Raw genomic sequence first — 514 nt, forward strand, 5'->3', positions numbered from 1 at the left:
CGATTAACCCTCCAAAGTATCTGACCATTGTCTCCGTGAGGGCTGAGCTATCTCCATTGTGCTCCACGTAGTAGCGCTCGACCTCCACGGCGAACAACGTACAGAGGTGGAGCAAACTGCGGCGGTCGACGACTTCCTGATCAGCCGGTGTCATTAGCCACACATGGTGTCGTCCCTTGATCGGCAGTACATAGTAATCGCGGCCGGCAATGGCTGCCCGGCGGTCAGCGGAGCCGGTACTACCGATATTGAGAAGCCGTCGCCGCTCGTTCAGGACGCCTGAGTCCACCGTCGATCGCGTAAAGAGTGAGCATCCGGTCTCGGCCTCCACCACCTCTACCCGTATGCCCAGCATGGAGGAAATTTCGTCACTCAAAAACGGCCGCGCCGTTCGACTAAGACTCTTGCTGTAGGCCTCGTAGACGTCGGCAACTTTGTTTAAGCCGGCCTGGGCCTGCTCTGCGGCGTCTTTCGAGACAAAGGCCGCCAAAGTCGAAAAAGGTGTCTCCCAGTT

At 57.8% G+C, this 514-nt stretch carries 1 protein-coding gene; it reads right to left on the reverse strand.

Going from position 1 to position 514, the window contains the following annotated elements; translation table 11 throughout:
* Positions 1-514: hypothetical protein (locus AC1U89_RS24655; protein ID WP_479902239.1), on the reverse strand; the 514-nt coding region annotated here is incomplete at both ends.

This window comes from Caulobacter sp. 05T431, from assembly GCF_056665975.1.